The organism is Lysinibacillus sp. PWR01 (assembly GCF_043359455.1).
Classification (GTDB): Bacteria; Bacillota; Bacilli; order Bacillales_A; family Planococcaceae; genus Lysinibacillus; species Lysinibacillus fusiformis_F.
Genome location: NZ_JBHERJ010000033.1, coordinates 55,170 through 72,069 on the forward strand (window position 1 = coordinate 55,170; position 16,900 = coordinate 72,069).

Sequence of the window (16,900 nt, forward strand, 5' to 3'; positions counted from 1 at the left end):
AAAAGAGGGCGTAAAAATGGGTAGTTTTTTCATAATACTTATGGTCTTGTTTATCATTATTGCGAATATGATTGCGTTTATAGCGTACAAAAAAAGAATAATCTTTATTTTTCTGCGTTCATACTATTACTACTAGCAGTCTTCTTTGGTGCTATTGGCGGGACTTTAGCGGTAATGGTTATTTGCGATCCTTTTGTGTTGTTTTATAGCATGCAAATAGAGTACTTTTTATTGATCAATAGTGTTATAAAGAAGAAATTAATTTTCGTTCCTAAAACTAAAGCAGAGGTTTTAAATAAAAAGAAGCATTCCTTCCTCTGAAAGAAACACTCCTTTTGTAATCATAATATTTAATCAAAAGCTCGGCATTGTTAAATAAGTTTATCATCATCTCCACCTTAGTATCCTCAAACCCTTAACAGTAATAGTTGAGACCCGCAAGCAAAATTAAATCAAGCTAACGATCGCAGTATATCATCGATTTTTTTGCTGTTGGAAATAATTCCATTATTCATCCATGTTAGAAAATCAACCTCGTAAACACGGTTGTTTCTAACAGCGGGCAGATCGCGCCACTCTGGCTTCTGGAGCAGTTCCCTCTCCTTCCCTTCTTCCTGGCTATGCCATTTATCGAAAGTAATGAACAGGTGATCTGCGGTTAGCATACGCAGGTCTTCTACAGTGAGAGTGAACATACCCGGCCTGTTCGCTTTTGAAGCTACACCTACTGCGGAGTGGGAGCGCAAACCAACATCGCCATAAAGAACTGTTGAAACAAAGGCTTGCCCTCCTTCCGTATATTGGATGATTTGGTCCGCCGAAATACGCAAAAAAGCAACACTCTGCCCTTTCATAAGATGACTCAGCGTTTGACTCGCACTCCTTGCTTTGAAATCATAATTTGCGATAGCTTCATCGGCCAACTCCGCCCGTCCGAAATAATCAGCGACGGTACGTAGCAGTGTACGCCAATTATTGGTCTGCTCACGCAGGATGCACGTGTTGGATATGCGTCGGCACTGAGCATATTGCTGTTGTTCGTAACGATCCACAAGCAATATCAAATCAGGTTTATAATAGGAAAGCTCTTCAAGATTGTCGCTGTTCTCCTCAAATGTCGGAATATCGTTTAAGCCTAGATAATCTTGTTTTCCCCATTTCTCATGCCGATATTGGGCGATAGGCTCCATTTCCAGCGCGACAATGAAATCCTCCAAATATGGCGCTACTACTCTAAGCTTTCCCTTACGACTGAGACGGTATTGTCCGGGCGATATGCCTACCGTCTGCTTGAAACGGCGGCTGAAATAATATTCATTGCTGAAACCTGCATTTAGCGCAATATCGAGCAACTTGTCATCGGCACTGGCCAGCCACTTCTTGGCTTGATTAATCCGTACTTCATTCAAGTACTGGAGCGGTACTTGACCAGTAGCTTTTTTGAACAAACGGGTATACTTCCAACGATCAATACCTGCGAGGGAGGCCAACTCTTCCACGGTCAGAAGCTCACGGTAATATTGATGAATGTGCCGTATACTGAGCTCTATCCCATGATACTCGGTATCCGTTCCCTTCTCTTCAATTGCTGGTGCATTTTGGTGGAATAGAAAGAGCAGCAACTCTTGGAATTTTACAAATCGTTGGAACAGCTCGAGCTCGTCGCTCGCTCTGCGGAGTCCATATAACTCATTAAGGAGTTCCATTGTCTTTGCGAAGGGTGAGCAGGCAAGCTCTTGCTTATCAGGCAGTAAACCCGAAGCTGCATCATAGCCTCTCGTTTCAAAGCGCACCTGGTAGTAACTGCAGTTCGAAATCTTTTGATCAATAGTGAAATATCTGCCTGGCCCCTGTAAATAACATTTTCCTTGTCCCGTGCCACTCATAATAAAGAGGAGTTCATAACTTTCCTTATCGTTCCTATTGCTGCCCTCCGAATCATTCATTTCAGCTTGATCGCCCACAACGATGAAGCGGATGGATCGCAAAACATATTGGACTAATGGGGCTATCTCGGCTTGTTTGCACTGTTCAATATCCATTGTTACTAACAACCGCCCTTTAATTGATATTCATTCTCAATGAATATAGTGTAAATCAAAAAGAGCCGCCCATCAACCTTAAACTGTACTTTTTTAAATTCAGAAAAAAGAAGTTAATGTAGAAATGTCCAATAAATACTTTACTAAAAAAGTACAGGAATAATACAATTCCAATCTACAGGCTAGTGATTACATATATAAGAATGTAACCGTCATTTTATTGCGAAAACTGAAAATGGTAAATTACCTAGAGAAATTTTTAAAGCAGCAGGTTTAGATGTCAATTAATTGGTTTAAAGCGTAGACAGAGGAAACGTTGGCGTACCACTTTTCGTATAACTGGAGTTGAAAGTTTACAAGCTATTCGAAAAACAAATGCAAGACGTTCGTCAAAAGGTGAATTAAGCTTAGCGGGAAAAATTGTCAATGGAAGTTGAAAAAGCTGCCGCAAAATACAGACGGCAGCTTCAAAAAAGTGTCTAGCCTTTCTTAAAATTGTCCTTTATAAAGGGATCAGTTAAATTTCCGACTATGGTGATAAGTCATGCCAAGGAACGTAATCACCCTATCTCGTATTAAGGAGCCAGTAATCGAAGTAAATCGTCCAGCTTCAACTCGTTAGCCGTAATGGCTCCCGTCTGCCAATAGGATCTCTCAACTGGATATACATGGCCGTTCTTAAATGCAGGAACGGTCTGCCATAACCGATCTGCCTTCATCTCCTCAAGAGCTTTCGCGTTGCTCTCTTCCTCCCACGTCCCATTGGATGGAAGTAAAATTATATGGTCCGCGTCAAGTTCAGGAATGACCTCCTTCGACAAGACGATATTGCCCTCCGTCATTGCCTCGGCGAACCCCGGAGCCTTCAGTCCAAGATCCTCATACAAAATTTGTCCAACAAACGTGTTATGAATGCCGAAAATATTAATCGATTTGTCTACGACGTTCATTCGCAGAACAACAACCTTCTCATCGCCGATCGCCGCGTTCAGCTTCGTTTTCACATCTGCAATACGTGCATCGTAATCAGCAAGAACCTGCTTCGCCTTATCGCTTAGTCCAAGCAAATCGGCGATTAAAGTCAAAGTTTTGCGCGTATCCACAAGTACATCATCCGGCAAGCGGAACGTCGGTGCAACCTTAGAATAGAGCTCGTATTGTTCAACATCTACCTCTCCAGCGCCGATAATCAAGTCTGGCTCGGATACAAGCAAAGCTTCGATGTTCCCAGTCACGTCAAACAATGGCACATCCAGTTTCAAATAATCCTGTTTGCCCCACATCGGGTTATAGTATTGCACAATGGGCGTTACCCCAAGTGCAACTAAATAATCTTCCCGATAAAGAGCTGAGACTCGCTTCGGATTTTTCGGAATCTCCACCTCTCCGAAGCCATCTGTTACGACACGTGTTTCGGTCTGAGGCGTGCCTTCGCTTGAAACTGCCGTTGCGTTTGCAGGCTGATCGGTCGTCCCCACAGCTTGATTGCCTGTCGAGGCGCAACCTGACATCGTAATCATTCCTGCAGTTATAAGCGATATCCATCCTGTTTTCATAAGCATCAATCTTGCCATGATTAAATTCACTCCCATAATTTATGTATAGTAGCAAAACAATTCGATTATTTATAATGATAATCATTATCGTTTAGCCTGAGTAGATAGTACCCCAAATTGGTTTACATAATCAATACACATTCTCTACGACTGGCTTTATACAAACTCGTCACTTCCGTATAAAGGAAAAACAATAAAAACACGCATGAACCAAACGGACGTCATGACTTTTTGCGGTAGTTTGACCCTAAAAAACGGATGCGAACACCTTATAGTAATCAAATCGTGATTAAAAAAATATGGTAGTATATGTGCTCTCATCCACTTTACATATTATTAATCTATAAAGGATGCCCCACTCCAAAGTCTATTTATAGACATTAAATATAGAATGGTAAAAGTTCCAAATTCAAGCAATTTACTCATTTAATTAAATGGCCCTTGAATGCAAATAGACGCATTCCTTATTAGGGAAATGCGTCCTTAAGTGTGTTTCCAAACTTTCACTTGGAAACGTTAATTGAATTTATAATGTATTTAGTATTCAAGAATAGACAGTATAGTAATACTTCAGACTATTCATATAAAAATACCTGTTTTTTTAAGCACAGTTGAAGCAACAGTTATCCCAAGTAATGATGAAAACACCAAACAACAAGAAACATACTCGCTATCCCCCAAGCAGTGGTACTCCATATCCACAAAACTACAGATTTAGCTTTTGATGAATTTTCCTCTTCTTCCATATTTGCTTTTATAAAAGCAACCTTACTTTCCATATCTTTTTTCATAGAAATGAGCACAACAAATCCAATTATTATGAAACCAATAGTTAGCCAAAGTAATAGGTCCATCTTTACACTCCCTTTATAACATTGAATTTCACCGCAATTTATTATAGTAATTAGATGCTACAAAGATAACAATAACCCTTGTGTTAATTCAAGTGCGTTTTAGTATATAAAATACCCTGTGAAAATAATACATAATCACCTATTAAAATACTGAAACTTAAAGTGCCAAAAGCTTTATTTGAAAAGCTTTTCCAAAAGAACCTTATTCAACAATAGGACCCGATTGCTGAATAAGGACTGTTACTTAAGTTAATAGAATTGTTATAATTTCCTAATATATAAAAAAGCCGATTCTCAATTGAAATCTACTTTTTCTTTCACTAAAGCTCCCTGTTAGTTGAACATGCTATCCTTACTTTTTAGATAATGGCTTCAGCATATTAATTCCAGCAATTTCAAATCCAAGCTCTTCATACAGTTTACGTGCTCCTGTGTTACTACCGAAAACATGAAGTTTAAAATAATAGATTTCTTTTTGGATTAAGAAATTCTCTATACAATTCATAGTTTCTGTTCCAAAGCCTTTACCTCTGAAATTTTCAAAAATATAGATTTCATAGAGAAAAGCACTTTTTTTTCTCTTCCTCCATTTTCAACCAAACAAAGCCTATTACCTTATCTCCTCTTTGGATATTAAAAAGGTGATGGTTAGGCGTTTTAATTCCATTAGGGAGTAAACCTTTTAATTGTTTAAGTGCTTTGGTAGAAGGGTCATCTCCCTGTTCATGTATATTTTCAGATAATACATCCGAATATCTTTCAATCTTATTTTGGAAGTAACTCTCAAATTCATCTTTAGACATTCTTCTTAATAAAATCTCATCCATTATTGTCTCCTCGATTTGTTTGACTTTTCGATAATGTAACGTAAATCATGAACTAAACTGCGCTACTCTAATAAAGCGATTCCTCAATAAAGAAAACTCATGTTAAGATAAAAACGCAAATGTAATATGTATTTGCTTGACTCAACAATCTGACCCTTAAATGAAAAGGAGCACGTATCTTTTTAAGAGTTGCGCCCGATCGTAATATAAGGTTAACCAAAAAACAAACCGTTTGTGTCTAGGAAAGAATGATCTTTTTCGATTCTCATTCTAAAATGGTTCATTATTCTTATCTGTTCTTCCGTTAACCTTTCTTTATTCCAGTACATATGCATTAAGCTGTACTCAAAGACTTCTTTTAGTTTTATAAATAAGGGCAGTTTTTCTAACATTTCCTTCGGGAGATCGTTTTCCTCTTGGTATCCCTCGATGATTGCTTTTGTAATACCTCTGCCATATTCAATGATGTTCCCACCACCGACAAATGAATACTCTATCGCACTATATATGGGAACAGCTAAATCAAAGATATAAAAATTCTTCTCACAATCTTGAAAATCAACCATTGACAGTTTTACATCACGATCTACCAATATATTCTCTAACCACAGGTCACCGTGTAACAATCCATAATTGGACTTGTCTTTTGGCATGCTTTTAATCTTTGTTAAAATTTCTTGTGCAACAGCTCTAATCGTAGTCTCTTCCTCAGGAATATATTTCAGGAAAGCATATTCCTCATTTTGATACCAATCCTTGATATGTCTAGTCGGATGTATCTCTTCAAATTTTCTAGAGAGGCGATGTAATTTACCAATTTGCCTGCCTAACTCTTTTAAAACATTTGCCTGCCATTGGTTTCTTGGTAAGTGTTTACCTGCAGCAGATTCATAAAGAACCGTTAATACTTCCTTGTGATTAAAGGCTATCTTTTCTACCTCTTTACCATTGATTGAAACGATTGCAGGTGATACACCTAGCCCTTCTTTATGTAGGTAGTTTGTATAGGTAACCTCTTCTAATTGCTCATCATAACCTTTGTAGTTTGTCATTCTTGCAAAGTATTCACCTTGTTTTGCGGAACACCGAAACATTTCATTTGTTACTGCTTCCACCTTAATAAAATCCACTGGATATATGTCATTAAGCAATTCTAGTATTTTTTGTTCCATAACAGCGATCTCCCGTCTAAATAAGTTAATTAACGAGTTACAGATGATATGTAAACTATATCATAAATTATCCAATTTTTACGTTTTTATAGCCGAATAAATAAAGGACATGCCTTGTTAGACGTATGCTCACTATTAGAGACCTTCAAATTCACGAAAAAAGACACTTTCCTTTTTACAGAAAGTGCCTGAATGCGGTATAAATATTATATTTTTACTAAGACAGCGTTAACAAAATCGGTTTTTACTTGTGGATATTTGTAGGCTGAGACGTTGATAGCTTACATTTCTTTCAGAGAAATCCTATTCTACTAAGGATTTTGTTATTTTCCTATCTTTTTAATTGCCAACATTGAATTGTCCTGAATGATTCCTGTATCTACGAAACCAAATGAAGCGTATAATGTTTTTGCTATGACATTACTTGTTCGATAAAAGAGGGTTATATATTCTGCTTCTCCATTTGGCATCGTTTCAATATCCATCAGCATTTTTTCAAAAGAAAGTTTGCCGTACCCTTTCCCCTGGTGACGCTTATCGATCATAATATGCCAAATAAAATAGCTCTTTTTCCCGTAAAAGACTTCATTTTCAAATGATTCATGATCCAACGTATCATAAATATACATCAAAAATCCAACCGCAACTTCATCGACATAAATGGCCAAGGGAGTCGCTGGTATACCGTCGGCGTTCAACGCATGAGCGTCTGCAAAGCTTCTAAGGTTCGTCGTTTCGATAAAGTCTTTCTGGTTTTCTCCAACTTCAAGTGCTATTACTTCCTCTATATTATCTCCAGTTATTTTTCGTAATTCAATCATTTTTTATCCCCTCTCCTAAGACAACCACTTCCACATATGTCCAAAAACACCCCGAATGGAATTCCCATAATTTACAAAAATTATATAGAAAATTTTCATCAATGTAAACTGAGTTCTAATCCTTGTGCCGCAAATTGAATGGAAATAGAATCCTTTAACGGCATAACTAAACTTCATTTGGGAGCAGTATTACCATTTACAAGTGTAGAAAAATTATTAATCTTGAGAAAGGTATAACCAATTGAGTTAATCAAAAGGATTTTTTAACATATAGCTGAAGAAGTATCGATTAAATGACTACTTTTTAACATTTATTACTTTGTATCCAATAAATAAGATGAAAAACCAAACGGGTGCGACATATAGGGCAACACGCATATCTGGAATAAACGCCATTAACACAATCACCATTAATAAGAATGCAATGGCCATATACGTAGAAAGTGGATAAAGCGGAATTTTGAATCTCAGTTGGGCTACTTCCTCTTTCGTTTTTGCCTTTCTAAATTTCAATTGGGCTAATAAAATAATCATCCAGCTTGTAATAACTGCAACCGTCGCAACAGCAGAAATATAGATGAACACTTTTTCAGGTACTACATAGTTTAAGACAACTGCCATTAATAACACCGCTGAAGAAAATAAAATCCCTCTACGCGGACTACCGTTTTTGCTTACTGTTTTAAAATATTTTGGACCATCTTTTTGTACCGATAAGTTGTGTAGCATACGTCCTGAACCGTATAAACCACTATTAAATGCAGACATTGCTGCTGTAATGACAACAAAGTTAATAATGTGAGCCGCTGCAGGGATGCCGACGTAATCGAAAATTTGAACGAACGGGCTACCTTCTGAACCAACTTCGTTCCAAGGATAAATCACCATCATAACGCCTAATGCACCAATGTAGAAAATTAAAATACGCCAAACGATGTTGTTAATAGCTGAAGGAATGGACTTGCTAGGATTCTTTGCTTCTCCTGCAGAAATACCAACTAATTCAACCCCACCAAATGAGAACATAACCAATACTAGTGACATTAAAATACCATGGAAACCATTTGGCATGAAGCCACCGTGTGCCCATAAATTATCGAAGCCCATTGCTTCACCGTGGTTGCCAATACCGAAGAAAATAATGCCTAATCCTAGAACGATCATACCGATAATCGCAACCACTTTAATCATCGCAAACCAGAATTCGAATTCCCCGTAAGCTTTTACATTTGCTAAGTTTACAAGCATCATCATGATAAGTACGACAAGGGCAGTTACCCATTGTGGAATATCGGGGAACCAGTAGTTAATGTATACACCGACAACTGTTAATTCTGCCATGCCCACGACAATCCACATGAACCAATACGTCCAACCAGATAAGAACCCAGCAAAACGTCCTAAATATTTATTCGCGTACGTACTGAACGAGCCTGACACAGGTTCCTCTACTGCCATTTCACCTAATGCACGCATAATGGTGAAAATAACTAATCCGCCAATTAAATAACCTAGTAAAATAGATGGCCCAGCCATTTGAATGGTTGAACTAGAGCCATAAAATAAACCGACCCCAATGGATCCGCCAAGTGCAATTAATTGCATGTGACGCGTACTTAATCCGCGCTTTAGCTGTGAATCTTGATGATTGTCTTTCATAATGTCTAACTCCTACTACGTTTAGATTTTCAAATAATTTGCTCAAAAAAGGAATAAAAAAAACGCCCTTTTGGATTAACCAAAAGGACGATTCAACTCGTGTTACCACCTTTAATTTATAAGCAATTCACATTACTTACCTTAAGAAGTACGGTCATTTGACGATACTCTCGCACATGATTACGGATGCTTACCGTTGTAGCCTACTTAGCATGATCTTTTCGGTACACAGCTCCAAGATGAATTCTCAATCGTTTTACATGCACCTCTCATCAACCGGTAACTTTCTGTTCGTAAAAATAATTGATACTATTTCTTTTCATAGCCTTTGTTCTATACAAATATTTTTGAATTGTTTCTCATTTTACAGAAAAAAATTATTTTGTCAATATAATTCCCAAAATTTCTTCCTAACCCGCTTACATTTCCTATGATATTTTACTATAGCGTGGTTGATTCTTTTAGCAATCTCACGAGAAAGAGTAGATTTTCGCTAAATAAAGCGCCCGATTGTTAAATATTAAAAGACCCGAAAGTCGCCGTTCGCTTCATTACACCCTCTTAAAACCTAAAATATATTTCAATCAGGAACAGGAAACTACTATCCTACTTTTTGCTCTGTCGATATACAATAAAAGTAAGTCCATTTAATAGCAATGTAAAAATGAGAAGGACGGCTGTGGCGATCACTACTGCACGTGTGGTGTCCATTAGTGCCGTCCAATCCTCAACTTTTACTAAATGATAATTATAGAAAATCTGAAAACTAATTGAAATAGCACAGGCACTGATGCTGAGAACGGAAAGGATGCCCCAATTATTATGTTCATGTTTTTTATTTCCCATGAGATAAATAATTGGCAGTATCCAAGCGATTAGTCCAAGTAAGAGACTGCCAATATTAAGCCAACCAATCATATCGAATCCCTCTTTCTATTTTTGTATTGTTGTTTAACAATACTTAACGGTAAATTGTGGGAAAGGTTTCAATTATAAACACTAACTGTATTTAGCCTATATACAATATCGCCCTTTAAAAGAAAAAGACGCGTTCGAAAATAAACGCGCCCGATTGCAGAAGATTATGATTCTATTAAAACTGCCATTATAAATTTTATATTTTAGCTTCACGTGCATATTTATTGATGGAGATATTTTTTAGAGAAAATTTCACTATTAATAACCCAAATACTCCACCTAGCATATTAAATAACAAGTAGATAGCATCTACAGGACCAAGGTTTCTTGTAGTTAAATTAAACGACCCCAATAGGAGACGTAAAAACTCAATACATAAACAACACAATATCACTATAAAAACGGCTTTCTTTACATTTTTTAAATTGGAAAGAACGAATAAAAATATACCTAAAGGGAGTAATAATAAAAAATGATAAAATATAGCTGAATAGCTCCATAAATAAATATTGAAGTGGATCGCATCAAAAATTCCAAACCAGTCATTAGCTGTAATAAAACTTCTACTATTGTCTGCTGGATTTTGAGGTATAAGTGTTAATCCCCCTACTTTTATTTGAATTAAGCATATTAAATAAAAGATAAAGCTGTATAGGATAACTCGTCTTTGATTACGCTTGCTTTCTTTTCTAAAGTAATCAAGAAATACATCGATAAAAATATATAACAACAAAACTAAAAATCCTAAAGGAACAATATTATATAGAGCGTAATTTGTATGCAAGTAAACACCTCCTAAATTTTGTAATAAATCTTATTTTAACAGTGTTAGTCAAATAGCGTTCTTCTATTAAACTGATTTTATATGGCCCTATTTATGAAGAAAGACACTTCTCACATTTAAGAAAAGTGCCGTAAGTGGAGTTGCCCTTTTAAAAAAATATGAGGTTTTTATAATAAGTTTGTTTATTTTCCACTATGTTATTCAAGAATAGCGCCTGATTGTTGAATAACTTAGGTAAAAATTATTTCTTTTCTTTGTCGGTCCATAAAACTTTGTATATAAATGCTAGTTCAGCTTCTTCAATACCTAAGGGCAGTTCCCCAGTTGTGCCACCTCCAGAACGCAGTTCGTTTTTAGTAGTGCCTAGCCATGCTGTTAAATAAATAGGTTTATTTTTTTCTAAAGTCATTTTTTCGTCGATTAGCAAACCGAAAGATGATGTTGTCATGTTATTTGAATAAAACGTTGTAGCAAGCCCAGAAGGTATACCATTTAAAAGTTTTAAAGAATGATCTTCGTCTCTATTGTCAATTATTCCAAAAGAAATAAGGCTGTCATTATATTTTGTTTCGAGTTCATCCCAAGTCTTTAGTAACTCCTCTTTAAACTTACCGTTTTCAAACACTTCCACTGAAAATTGCAAATCATCATCTTCTTTCAAAGTGCCATTCAACTTAAAAAATTCGATTTGCTCTACACCTGTTTTACTAATTAATAAGGTTTCTTTTTCACTCATGTTGTAAGACTCAATGGTTAATTTCGAATTTGATGGAGATTTTTTTGTTTCTACTCCTGCACACCCTGTTAACAACAATGTGATAACTATAAACAAGCAATAGTTTTTAAAATAACGCATATTCGCTCCCCCAATTAATGAATGTTTCATTAAATTATTTCTTATCCATTTTTTTGCAATACGCATTACTCCAATAAATGGCCCTTTTCATGAAAAAGGACACTCTCCTATTCAAGGAAAGCGCCCGATTGTTTAATAGAGTATTGACGCAAATAGAACGTGAAGAAAGATATCTGCTGAGATATGTGCAATCATTGCATATTCTAAGCCCTTTCTCCAGTATAAGTAACCAAACCACAAGCCTAAGAGCCCATTTAACACCAATGCCCGTATGACAATAATGGTAGATAGATCGCCGAATACTTGTATTGTCGCTGGCAAATGCCCTAATCCAAATAGTATTGCTACAAGAAAAATTGCAACATAGTAAAAACTAGTAGGAATGTTATCCTTTTCTTTTTTTGTTATCCTGGCCAATAACCATACAATGAACGTCATGCCAAACAATCGCAGCATTAGTTCTTCTGTAATTCCTCCGTATAGTGAAGCAAGTAAACCTTGCCACCAATTTGGTGAGGGAAGTTGATCCATTGGAGCCCCTATCAGAGGGCTAAATACGAATAAATCAAGAAGAATGATCATAAGGCTTCCAATGAATGCCCCAACAATACTATTGATTAACCACTTTTTTGAAATATGTACTCGTGTCTTAGGATAAACAATTCCATTTAATAGTGGAGCGTTTAACCCTGTACGATTTTGAAGTCTTAAACCAACCAATATCAATACAAACATATAAAAAACTTGAATAGTTGAATTGATAATAATGATTAATGAAATTGGACTATCTCCCGGTACCGATTGATTGCCCATTAAAGTTATCGAATATGGAATGATAGCGAATATTCCTATTATATTTAATATTGTAAATAACAGGACTAGTTTTATTCTCCAGTTTCCCACGTATACACTCCTTTCAATAGCCTATTTGATCTAATCCGATGACTATAATAATCAAAATCACATCAATCATAGCCAAGACCCCAGAGATTTTTCCGACTGTATCCCCAAACCATATGGTAAAAATAGACGCAAAAATGGCTATAACACCTATCATCATTAAGAGAATACCAACTCTACTTCCTAGTCTTTCTTTATTAACCGGTTGCCACGTTTCCCTAAAACCTGCAAGAAATGCAAATGCCTGTTTTGTCCGAACAATATTGCCGGCCCAAATTACAAAGACACCGAAAACTAGGCCGATTCCCATTTCCATTCCCATTACTTTTGTCCTCCCTTTTTATGAGCAGTTATTTTTATAAATTTTACCTATGTATTCAACCAAATGACCCGTTTATGAAAGTGGCTTTTTATAGTACATTACGTCACTTTTGTTTTAATTATTTGGTCAATTATAGCATATAAAACAATATTTAGTTTACGGGCATCCAAGAAGAGGTTTCTTAAACATACTTGTTATAAACAACCATCTTTTAATTTCTCACTAAGATCTTTGTTGTTTGCTTGCAACTGCAGCTCTTCAACTAAACTGCTTAGTTCAAATAAGTTATTAATAATTAAATTGTAAAAAACCAAACATGTTCGGTAATATAAAGATCAAAAATAGCCCTGTAAACGAGTAGGTTATAAATCTTTTTCTATCTATACCAACTCTTAATTCCCAGAGTCCCAGACATACTAAATACAAACCTAACAACATACTAATCATTGGTAATATTACTATATAAATATTCATTTCATTTTCTCCTTTTTTTTATTATGTATCACTTTGAACTGCCATAGTCCCTCAACTTTAATACGTCTGAAATGAACAGAAGTTCCAAAATTAAATAAATTATCCATCTAAATTCACAAAAATTTAAACTAAAGTGCTCCGTTATTTTAAGTACTTTTCTTTACTAACACCAATTTAGTATTTTTTTCAATCACATGACCATGTATATTTTCACTCCTATATACTATTTTCGGAAAATTTGATAAATTAAGAGAAAGGAATGTGTTGTGCGTTACAAAAAAAGGAGGCTATCCAAATGAGTAAAAAAGAACTTTTGCAAAATGGAGTCAATCAAGTTTTTTACGAAGAGGAATGGTACCCACCGTTATCAGAAGCATTAAAGAATCTCACTGCTGCACAAGCATGTTGGCAACCAGAAGGAAATGCCGCGAATACGATTTGGGAAAATGTAAACCATTTACTAATCTTTAAAGAGCGCTTAGTTTCTCGCTTACATAAAGATGACACATTTGTTGCTCCACAAAATAATGATGAAACGTTTGTCCAAGGTGGCGCTCATGATGAAGATGCTTGGCAAGAAACCGTGACGCGAACGCTTCAAGTACATGATGCCTTACAATCTTCATTAGCATCCCTTCAAGAAGAGGCATTAGATCAACCTAGTCCTGCTCTTCCAGTTTGGCAACAATATCTAAATATCCTGTTGCACGATGCATATCATACAGGGCAAATTGTCCAACTTCGTAAACTACAAGGTTCATGGCCAGCTAAGCGCTCATACTTATAAACGAAGATTAAAACGACTTGCATATTGCACACAATAAGCGATTTAAAAGCAGATGCCTCCTAAAGTTAGAGACAAACTACCAACTGTAGGGGGCTCGTTTTCATTATCTCTCGCAAGCCGTGTGTCCACCTTTTGCGAGCTTGCGCTAATTAAAGCCTGTTACATTTTTCTGAATACCCTGTGATCATTTACTTTAAACAGCTTCAGATTTATCCCCCTCTTCACCCTATGATTGAGTCATTTACCTTTTCCTTACATAAGAAAAAACACTCTATATAAGCGAGCAAACTAGTCCAATGTTAAAATGGATCGTTTGAACACTTACATCGAGTGTTTTAAGTACCTCTAAATAGTGGGTTATGAAAGATATTGAATAACGTTTTGTATGTTTAGACAGCTCACATGCTTATGCTTGTAACGCCTCAATTGCTTGAGCTACTTGCTCTTCTGTTAAATTGTGACGCACGATGTAGCGGTTGCGCGCATGCTTTGTACATTCGATTGTACAGCCACCTAAATGCTTGGCTTCATTTTCCTCAGATGCGATGATTTGCTTGTTACATTCTGGGTTTGCACAGTTAATGTAACGTTCACAAGCTTCACCGTCATAGTGATCACGACCGATAATCACATGCTCTACTTGATTGATTGGCACCGTTAAACGCTCATCAAATACGTACATTTGACCGTCCCATAATTGGCCTTTCGCAACAGGGTCTTTTCCGTATGTTGCCACACCGCCATGTAATTGACCGACATCGCCAAAGCCTTCACGTTTCATCCAGCCGGAAAACTTCTCACAACGAATCCCGCCCGTGCAATAGGTTAACACATTTTTCCCTTCGAATAGCTCGCGGTTTTCACGTACCCATTCTGGTGTATCACGGAAGTTTTTTACATCTGGTCGAATCGCGCCACGAAAATGGCCGACATCGTATTCATACGTGTTACGCACATCTAATACTACTGTATTTTCATCTTGCATTTCAGCAAGGAATTGTTCGGGTGACAGGTAACGACCTGTTAATTCATGTGGGTTTACGTCTTCTTCTAAGCCTAAGTTTACTAACTCAGGACGTGGGCGTACATGCATTTTTTTGAATGCATGATCATCTGCCGCATCAATTTTGAAGACAATGCCTTCAAATAATGGGTCAGCTTGCATGTTTGCCATGTATTGCTCTGTTTGCTCAATCGTACCCGAAACAGTACCGTTAATACCCTCATTGGCTACTAAAATACGACCTTTTAAACCGATCTCTTTACACATTTCTAAGTGCGTTGCTGAAAACACAGCTGGATCTTCAATCTTCGTGTAATGGTAATATAATAATACTTGATATTTCATTGTTTTCCACCTATCATTTCAATATTTGCAGGATATTCCTGATAGTGTCTTTTACGACCTATTAACAATAAAGGATAATCAGTTAATATGCTATCGGTAATTAGACTGAAATGAGTATCAATATATTTTTCCACATTCTGGCCCTGTAGATGAAAAAAAGACATATTCCTTCCTAAAGAAATGTGCCTGATTGTTGCAAGAAGAAACTTTTCAATAAATTCTTTTTATATAACTTTACTGAAGTCTTTCAGCAATTATCTCAATACGAGAGTTTGGAATCTTAGCGTGTTCAAATAAAATTAACAGCAGGATTTTTCAGAATATATCCAGGGGGAGCCCTTTTCATACAGAGATTATTCAATAATCTAAGATATTGATATCTTTACGAAATCTTAGTAACTAGTTAAAAATTAAATTTCATCAATTTAGCTTTTATGATTTACTGGGTGATTTTTAGCAAGTAACACCGCTCCAAGAATAGATTCTAAAGCGACTTAAACAAAAAGGCGCATTCTCCATTTTAAAAATTGCGCCTACTTGTTCAGTTACTTCATGATAAAACTGACAATAACTGAAGTATGATTCCCACATGATTATCAAGTAATTATTTGAATAACAACAATAATATAATAAAAAACGAAATAAATATATTGATAAACGATAATAAATAGACTAATATCATATTATCATAAAATCAATGAGGTGCTTCACATGAATGTTAAACTAAGTTCAACTTTTTTCTTAAAAATCGTTGCTTTTCTAATGGGCATTGCGGTACTTGCTGTATGTATATATTGGTTACCTCAAGCAGCTATACAAGATGCACAAGTGCGTCCAGGTGATTACTCGGTATATCCATTGTTAATATGTGCCTATGGCGTATGCATTACGTTTTCTGTTGCGTTGTATCAAGCATATAAACTATTGAGTTATATCCATATAAACAATGCTTTTTCTGAGTTATCCCTTAAATCCTTGAAGGCTATAAAAAAATGTGCTTTTACAATTATTTTCTTCATTTTGTTGTTAATCGTTTACTTAAGGATTTTTGCTATGTTCACAGGTGAAGATGCAGCAGGTCCGATAGCACTTGGTCTAATAGCGATTTTTGTAACAGCTATCATCGCTGCCATTATAGACGTACTTCAAAAGCCCATAAAAAATATCCTAGAAAAAATGTAGGTGTTTATTTTGCAAGTATAACTACTTTCCCTACCGAATTATGACCCTTAAATGACACAAAATTTAGACACTATATGAAGTTAAGTAGCTAAGAAGGATTGAAATCGGTATAGTACCGAGCTCAATCCTTTTATTTTCTCTTTTATACGTTTCTGATTTTCATATTCACTATACAGTACAAGTTCATGCTTAAATGAAGAAAGACACTCTCCACATTGATGAAAAGCGCCCGATAATTGAAAAGTTCACTGCCTATAAACAGTGAACTTTTCATACTTGATTTATTCATTAAGGTAGCTGTAAAACTTACTCATTAAATATTTGTCTATCTCTCCTAAATAGAGAGAACCCAATTTTTCATTCAATGCTTAGCCGTTTTTACATAAATAACTGTATTT

General features: G+C 36.0%; 17 protein-coding genes and 1 other annotated feature. Of the genes, 2 read left to right on the forward strand and 15 right to left on the reverse strand.

Features of this window, described 5'->3' with window-relative positions:
- Nucleotides 1–452: 452 nt before the first annotated feature.
- From ACEVFT_RS04685 to ACEVFT_RS04745, 13 genes are all read right to left on the reverse strand, one after another.
- Nucleotides 453–2,042, reverse strand: a complete 1,590-nt coding sequence (locus tag ACEVFT_RS04685; RefSeq protein WP_393948393.1) for a helix-turn-helix domain-containing protein — start codon at nt 2,040–2,042, stop codon at nt 453–455.
- A gap of 575 nt (nt 2,043–2,617) precedes the next feature.
- Nucleotides 2,618–3,616 (reverse strand): ABC transporter substrate-binding protein, encoded by a 999-nt coding sequence (locus ACEVFT_RS04690; protein WP_393948395.1) that lies wholly within the window; start codon nt 3,614–3,616, stop codon nt 2,618–2,620.
- Nucleotides 3,617–4,221: 605 nt separating this feature from the next.
- Entirely contained in the window at nt 4,222–4,452 is a 231-nt protein-coding gene (locus ACEVFT_RS04695) for a hypothetical protein (RefSeq protein ID WP_393948397.1), read from the reverse strand.
- 352 nt (nt 4,453–4,804) lie between these two features.
- Nucleotides 4,805–5,005: a GNAT family N-acetyltransferase gene (locus ACEVFT_RS04700; RefSeq protein ID WP_393948476.1), complete on the reverse strand. Its 201-nt coding sequence runs from the start codon at nt 5,003–5,005 to the stop codon at nt 4,805–4,807.
- 1 nt (nt 5,006) lies between these two features.
- Nucleotides 5,007–5,279 (reverse strand): hypothetical protein, encoded by a 273-nt coding sequence (locus ACEVFT_RS04705; RefSeq protein WP_393948399.1) that lies wholly within the window; start codon nt 5,277–5,279, stop codon nt 5,007–5,009.
- A gap of 212 nt (nt 5,280–5,491) precedes the next feature.
- Nucleotides 5,492–6,451: a phosphotransferase enzyme family protein gene (locus ACEVFT_RS04710; protein WP_393948401.1), complete on the reverse strand. Its 960-nt coding sequence runs from the start codon at nt 6,449–6,451 to the stop codon at nt 5,492–5,494.
- Nucleotides 6,452–6,774: 323 nt separating this feature from the next.
- Nucleotides 6,775–7,272, reverse strand: a complete 498-nt coding sequence (locus tag ACEVFT_RS04715; protein WP_393948404.1) for a GNAT family N-acetyltransferase — start codon at nt 7,270–7,272, stop codon at nt 6,775–6,777.
- A 297-nt stretch (nt 7,273–7,569) separates the two neighbouring features.
- Nucleotides 7,570–8,931: an amino acid permease gene (locus tag ACEVFT_RS04720; RefSeq protein WP_393948407.1), complete on the reverse strand. Its 1,362-nt coding sequence runs from the start codon at nt 8,929–8,931 to the stop codon at nt 7,570–7,572.
- An 80-nt stretch (nt 8,932–9,011) separates the two neighbouring features.
- Nucleotides 9,012–9,263: a binding site (T-box leader), on the reverse strand.
- A gap of 274 nt (nt 9,264–9,537) precedes the next feature.
- On the reverse strand, nt 9,538–9,849 hold the full coding sequence (locus tag ACEVFT_RS04725) for a hypothetical protein (RefSeq protein ID WP_393948409.1): 312 nt from the start codon (nt 9,847–9,849) through the stop codon (nt 9,538–9,540).
- 196 nt (nt 9,850–10,045) lie between these two features.
- Nucleotides 10,046–10,633, reverse strand: a complete 588-nt coding sequence (locus ACEVFT_RS04730; protein WP_393948411.1) for a hypothetical protein — start codon at nt 10,631–10,633, stop codon at nt 10,046–10,048.
- Nucleotides 10,634–10,874: 241 nt separating this feature from the next.
- The gene (locus ACEVFT_RS04735) at nt 10,875–11,555 is read right to left on the reverse strand and encodes a hypothetical protein (RefSeq protein ID WP_393948414.1); all 681 of its coding nucleotides are present in this window, start codon (nt 11,553–11,555) and stop codon (nt 10,875–10,877) included.
- A gap of 66 nt (nt 11,556–11,621) precedes the next feature.
- Nucleotides 11,622–12,302: a CPBP family intramembrane glutamic endopeptidase gene (locus ACEVFT_RS04740; RefSeq protein WP_393948415.1), complete on the reverse strand. Its 681-nt coding sequence runs from the start codon at nt 12,300–12,302 to the stop codon at nt 11,622–11,624.
- 103 nt (nt 12,303–12,405) lie between these two features.
- The gene (locus ACEVFT_RS04745; protein WP_393948418.1) at nt 12,406–12,711 is read right to left on the reverse strand and encodes a DUF3784 domain-containing protein; all 306 of its coding nucleotides are present in this window, start codon (nt 12,709–12,711) and stop codon (nt 12,406–12,408) included.
- 769 nt (nt 12,712–13,480) lie between these two features.
- Between ACEVFT_RS04745 and ACEVFT_RS04750 the strand changes: the two genes are divergently transcribed.
- On the forward strand, nt 13,481–13,972 hold the full coding sequence (locus tag ACEVFT_RS04750) for a DinB family protein (RefSeq protein ID WP_205442958.1): 492 nt from the start codon (nt 13,481–13,483) through the stop codon (nt 13,970–13,972).
- A 406-nt stretch (nt 13,973–14,378) separates the two neighbouring features.
- On the opposite strand, the gene trhO is transcribed toward ACEVFT_RS04750, so the two are convergent.
- Entirely contained in the window at nt 14,379–15,320 is a 942-nt protein-coding gene (gene trhO / locus ACEVFT_RS04755; RefSeq protein WP_393948420.1) for an oxygen-dependent tRNA uridine(34) hydroxylase TrhO, read from the reverse strand.
- On the reverse strand, nt 15,317–15,454 hold the full coding sequence (locus tag ACEVFT_RS04760; RefSeq protein WP_393948421.1) for a hypothetical protein: 138 nt from the start codon (nt 15,452–15,454) through the stop codon (nt 15,317–15,319). The genes trhO and ACEVFT_RS04760 overlap by 4 nt, the downstream gene beginning before the upstream one ends.
- A 577-nt stretch (nt 15,455–16,031) precedes the next feature.
- Between ACEVFT_RS04760 and ACEVFT_RS04765 the strand changes: the two genes are divergently transcribed.
- A complete protein-coding gene (locus ACEVFT_RS04765; RefSeq protein WP_393948424.1) occupies nt 16,032–16,502 on the forward strand; it encodes a DUF2975 domain-containing protein in 471 nt (156 codons plus the stop codon).
- The last annotated feature ends 398 nt before the right edge of the window (nt 16,503–16,900 follow it).